At 59.5% G+C, this 5,376-nt stretch carries 4 protein-coding genes; 1 reads left to right on the forward strand and 3 read right to left on the reverse strand.

What is annotated here, in order from left to right; genetic code table 11:
- From D6877_RS15995 to arcD (D6877_RS16005), 3 genes are all read right to left on the reverse strand, one after another.
- The coding region (locus D6877_RS15995) for an ornithine carbamoyltransferase (RefSeq protein WP_130911419.1) at nt 1-989 on the reverse strand (989 nt) is incomplete at its 3' end.
- A 68-nt stretch (nt 990-1,057) separates the two neighbouring features.
- On the reverse strand, nt 1,058-2,314 hold the full coding sequence (gene arcA, locus D6877_RS16000) for an arginine deiminase (RefSeq protein ID WP_016773516.1): 1,257 nt from the start codon (nt 2,312-2,314) through the stop codon (nt 1,058-1,060).
- 35 nt (nt 2,315-2,349) lie between these two features.
- On the reverse strand, nt 2,350-3,777 hold the full coding sequence (gene arcD / locus D6877_RS16005) for an arginine-ornithine antiporter (protein ID WP_016773517.1): 1,428 nt from the start codon (nt 3,775-3,777) through the stop codon (nt 2,350-2,352).
- Nucleotides 3,778-4,213: 436 nt separating this feature from the next.
- Between arcD (D6877_RS16005) and arcD (D6877_RS16010) the strand changes: the two genes are divergently transcribed.
- Nucleotides 4,214-5,376, forward strand: a 1,163-nt coding sequence (gene arcD / locus D6877_RS16010) for an arginine-ornithine antiporter (protein WP_130911417.1), incomplete at its 3' end; no start/stop codon positions are given.

Here is a 5,376-nt window from a genome sequence, read left to right on the forward strand (position 1 = left end):
ACCAGAATCGCCTTGATCGTGTGCATGCGGTTTTCCGCTTGCTCGAAGGCGATGCAGGCTGGCGACTCGAACACGTCGTCGGTCACTTCGATGCCGTTTTTCAGGTGCGGATATTGTTCGGCGATCTGTTTGCCGACCTTGGTGTCGCTGTTGTGGAAGGCCGGCAGGCAGTGCATGAACTTGGTACGCGGGTTGCCGGTGGCTTTCATCAGGTCGGCGTTGACCTGATACGGCAGCAGTTGCTGGATGCGCTCGGCCCAGGCTTCCACCGGTTCGCCCATCGATACCCAGACATCGGTGTGAATGAAGTCGACGCCTTTGACCGCTTCTTTCGGATCTTCGGTGAGGGTGATGCGTGCGCCGCTTTCCTCACCGTATTTTTTGCAGCGCGCCACCAGATCGTCCAGCGGCCACAGCGCTTTCGGCGCGCAGATGCGCACGTCCATGCCGAGTTTGGCGCCGATCAGCAGCAGCGAGTTGCCCATGTTGTTGCGCGCGTCGCCCAAGTAGGCGTAGCTGATTTCATGGATCGGCTTGTCGGCGTGCTCACGCATGGTCAGCACGTCGGCGATCATCTGGGTCGGGTGATATTCATCGGTCAGGCCGTTGAACACCGGCACGCCGGCGAACTTGGCCAGCTCTTCGACGATTTCCTGTTTGAAGCCACGGTACTCAATGGCGTCGTACATGCGCCCGAGCACGCGGGCGGTGTCTTTCATGCTCTCTTTATGGCCGATTTGCGACGAGTTCGGGTCGATGTAGGTGACGTTGGCGCCTTGGTCATAGGCCGCCACTTCGAAGGCGCAACGGGTGCGGGTCGAAGTTTTCTCGAAGATCAGGGCGATGTTGTTGCCCTTCAGATGCTGTTGCTCGGTGCCAGTGTATTTCGCGCGTTTCAGATCGCGGGACAGGTCGAGCAGGTAACGCAGCTCACGTGGGGTGTGGTGTTCCAGGCTGAGCAGGTTACGGTTGTGAATGTTAAAAGCCATGATGGATCTCCTTGGGTTTCGGTTATCCCCTTGGCCGCGCTCGATAAGTCGCGGCGAAGGCTCAAAGATTAGTAATCGATCGGGTCACGGATGATCGGGCAGGTCATGCAGTGGCCGCCGCCACGGCCCCGGCCGAGTTCGCCGGCGCTGATGGTGATGACCTCCACGCCAGCCTTGCGCAGCAGGGTGTTGGTGTAGGTGTTGCGGTCGTAGCCGATGACCACGCCCGGTTCCATTGCCACCACGTTGTTACCGTCGTCCCATTGCTCGCGTTCGGCGGCGAAGCTGTTGCCGCCGGTTTCCACCACGCGCAGTTTCGGCAGATTCAGCGCCGCAGCGACGGTGTCGAGGAAGCTGCCTTCTTCGCGGCGGATGTCGATGCCTCCCTGTTTGCTTTCGTCAGGGCGCAGGGTGAAGGCGACGATCTGGTTGACCACTTCCGGGAAGATCGTCACCAGGTCGCGGTCGCAGAAGCTGAACACGGTGTCCAGGTGCATTGCCGCGCGGGACTTCGGCAGGCCGGCGACGATGACTTTTTCCACCGCTTTGTTGTTGAACAGGTTCAGCGCCAGTTGGCCGATGGCCTGACGCGATGAACGCTCGCCCATGCCGATCAGCACCACACCGTTGCCGATCGGCATGACATCGCCGCCCTCAAGGGTAGAGTTGCCGTGATCCTTGTCCGGGTCGCCGTACCAGATCTCGAATTCGGCGTTGGTGAACTGCGGATGGAATTTGTAGATGGCGGTGGTCAGCAGGGTTTCCTGACGGCGCGCCGGCCAGTACATCGGGTTCAGCGTCACACCACCGTAGATCCAGCACGTGGTGTCACGGGTGAACTGGGTGTTGGGCAGCGGCGGCAGGATGAAGCTGGAGTGGCCGAGGAAGTCGCGGAACATCTGGATGGTCTTGCCGCCGAAGCTGTCCGGCAGATCATCGGCCGAGACGCCGCCAATCAGGAATTCGGCGATGTGCCGTGGCTCGAGGCTTTTCAGCCAGGATTTCACTTCGCTGATCAGGCCCAGGCCCACCGAGTCGGCGGTCACCTTGCGCTCAAGGATCCAGTCCAGCGCTTCGGGAATGGCGACGATGTCGGTCAGCAGGTTGTGCATTTCCACCACGTCGATGCCGCGCTCGCGCATCTTGGTGACGAAGTCGAAGTGGTCGCGCTTGGCCTGCGCCACCCATAGCACATCATCGAACAGCAGTTCATCGCAGTTGTTCGGGGTCAGCCGCTGATGGGCCAGACCTGGGGAGCAAACCATGACTTTGCGCAGTTTCCCGGCTTCGGAGTGGACGCCGTACTTCACTTTTTCCGTGGTCATTTCTGTGTTCCTCCAGATGACAATTCAATCAGGGGTTACAGCGTCAGGAAGCCATCGTAGAGACCGTAGGCCGCCACCACGGCGCCCACGACCACTGCGGCGAAAATCAGCTTCTCGACGTTGGTGAAAACCGGTTGTTTGAGTTCCAGCTTGGCCTTGGCGAACAGGATCGCGCCGGGCGCATAGAGCAGGGCCGACAGCAGCAGGTACTTGACCCCGCCGGCGTACAACAACCACACCGCATAGATCAGGGCGATACCGCCGATGATCAGATCCTTGCGCCGCTCGGCGGCAAAGCCTTCGTAGCTCTCGCCGCGCACCGCCAGCAGCAGGGCATAGGCCGCCGACCACAGGTACGGCACCAGAATCATCGAGGTGGCGAGGTAGATCAGTGACAGGTAAGTGCTGGCCGAGAACAGGGTGATGATCAGGAACACCTGCACCATCGCGTTGGTCAGCCACAGGGCGTTGACCGGCACATGGTTGGCGTTTTCCTTGCGCAGGAACTCCGGCATGGTGTGGTCTTTGGCGGCGGCGAACATGATCTCCGCACATAGCAGCACCCACGACAGCAGCGCACCGAGCAGCGAGATGATCAGGCCGACGCTGATCAGCACCGCACCCCAGTGACCGACCACATGCTCAAGCACGGCGGCCATCGACGGGTTCTGCAGTTTCGCCAGTTCCGGCTGGGTCATGATGCCCAGCGACAGCACGTTCACCAGCACCAGAAACAGCAGCACGGTGATGAAGCCGATCACGGTGGCCTTGCCGACGTCCGAGCGCTTCTCGGCGCGGGCAGAGAAGATGCTCGCGCCTTCGATGCCGATGAACACCCAGACGGTGACCAGCATCATGTTGCGCACCTGGTTCATCACACTGCCCAGGTCAGGGTTTTTCACGCCCCAGATGTCGGCGGTGAAGATGTCCAGTCTGAACGCGAAGACTGCGATCAACACGAACAGCAGCAGCGGCACGACCTTGGCGACGGTGGTCACCAGGTTGATGAACGCCGCTTCCTTGATCCCGCGCAACACCAGAAAATGCACGCCCCACAGCAGCAAGGACGCGCCGATCACCGCCGCCGGGGTATTGCCTTCGCCGAAGATCGGAAAGAAATAGCCGAGGGTGCTGAACAGCAGAACGAAGTAGCCGACGTTGCCCAGCCAGGCGCTGATCCAGTAACCCCAGGCTGATGAGAAACCCATGTAGTCGCCGAATCCGGCCTTGGCGTAGGCGTAGACACCGCCGTCCAGGTCAGGCTTGCGATTGGCGAGGGTCTGAAAGACAAATGCGAGGGTGAGCATGCCGACTGCGGTGATGGCCCAGCCGATCAGCACTGCACCGACGTCGGCGCTGGCGGCCATGTTTTGTGGCAACGAAAATATCCCGCCGCCAATCATTGAACCGACTACCAGTGCAACCAGTGCACCGAGTCTTAGTTTTCCGGGCGCTTCAGACATTTGCATGACTCCATTGCAGGAAAGGAGAGCTCACAGCCTAGTACTGTTGTCTGTTCGAACAGCTGACATGGATCAGTGCATGGTCACATTCCATTGTTAATGAATGAGTTGTGCGCCCGTTGCGGGCATAACGCTGTAGCCTCAAAGGCCCATTCCAGAGCCGTTTCGCTGAGGCAGTCGAGAATAGCTATTAATGCTTTCGAACTATGACGCTAGTTGCTTTTCAGCGATTGGCAAATGTCGGTCATCTGTTTTCAGCACAGAATCGAATAATCAAGATCGGCGCACAAAACTGACTTAATGTGCTACGCCTTATCGTGGTCGGCTATATATAACGCTGCGAGATTCGGCATTACCTGATAAACGTCATCTACCCTTAGGCTTTTAGTCGGCTGTTGTTACAAATAAACAACACGACTCTTTCAAGGAGATCTGCATGTCGCAACCGACGCAAAAGCTGCGCCTTGGTGCGTTGATCGCGCTGGTGGTGGGGTCGATGATCGGCGGGGGGATATTTTCGTTACCGCAAAACATGGCGGCACGCGCCGATGCAGGGGCGATCCTGATCGGTTGGGGCATTACTGCGATAGGCATGCTGACGCTGGCGTTCGTCTTTCAGACGCTGGCCAATCGCAAGCCGGAGCTGGACTCGGGCGTCTACGCCTACGCCAAGGCCGGGTTTGGCGACTACATGGGGTTTTCGTCGGCCTGGGGTTACTGGATAAGTGCATGGCTGGGCAACGTCGGTTATTTCGTTTTGCTGTTCAGCACCCTCGGCTATTTCTTTCCAGTGTTCGGCCAGGGTAATACGCCGATCGCCATCGGCTGCGCCTCGGTGCTGTTGTGGGCGGTGCACTTTCTGGTGATGCGCGGGATCAAGGAGGCGGCGCTGATCAACCAGCTGACCACCGTGGCCAAGGTCGTGCCGCTGATCATGTTCATCGTCATCGCGGCCGTCGCGTTCAAGGCTGACATCTTCACCCGCGACATCTGGGGCCGCAGCAACCCCAACTTCGGCGGGGTGATGGATCAGGTGCGCAACATGATGCTGGTCACCGTGTTCGTCTTCATCGGCATCGAAGGCGCCAGCGTCTACTCGGCCCGCGCGGAGAAACGCAGCGACGTCGGCCGCGCCACGGTGATCGGGTTTCTCGGCGTGCTGGCGCTGCTGGTGCTGGTCAACGTGCTGTCGCTGGGGATCATGAGCCAGCCGGAACTGGCCAACCTGCAGAACCCTTCACTGGCGGCGGTGCTCGAGCACATCGTCGGGCCGTGGGGCGCGTTGCTGATCAGCGTCGGGCTGGCGATTTCCCTGTTGGGCGCGTTGTTGTCATGGGCTTTGCTCTGCGCGGAGATCCTCTTCGCCACGGCCAAGGACAAGACCATGCCGGCGTTCCTCAAGAAGGAAAACAACAATCACGTGCCGGTCAACGCGCTGTGGCTGACCAATGTGATGATCCAGATTTTTCTGCTGATCACGCTTTTTTCGGCGGGCACTTACACCAGTCTGATCTATCTGGCCTCGTCGATGATTCTGGTGCCGTACCTGTGGTCAGCGGCCTACGCGGTACTGCTCAGCGGGCGCGGCGAAACCTACGA

The sequence above is a fragment of the Pseudomonas sp. Sample_9 genome, from assembly GCF_004307535.1.
Classification (GTDB): domain Bacteria; phylum Pseudomonadota; class Gammaproteobacteria; order Pseudomonadales; family Pseudomonadaceae; genus Aquipseudomonas; species Aquipseudomonas mercuritolerans.

Coding starts and splice junctions, on each gene's coding strand:
- arcA (WP_016773516.1), bottom strand. CDS start 2,314: ATGACCACGGAAAAAGTGAAGTACGGCGTCCACTCCGAAGCCGGGAAA.
- arcD (WP_016773517.1), bottom strand. CDS start 3,777: ATGTCTGAAGCGCCCGGAAAACTAAGACTCGGTGCACTGGTTGCACTG.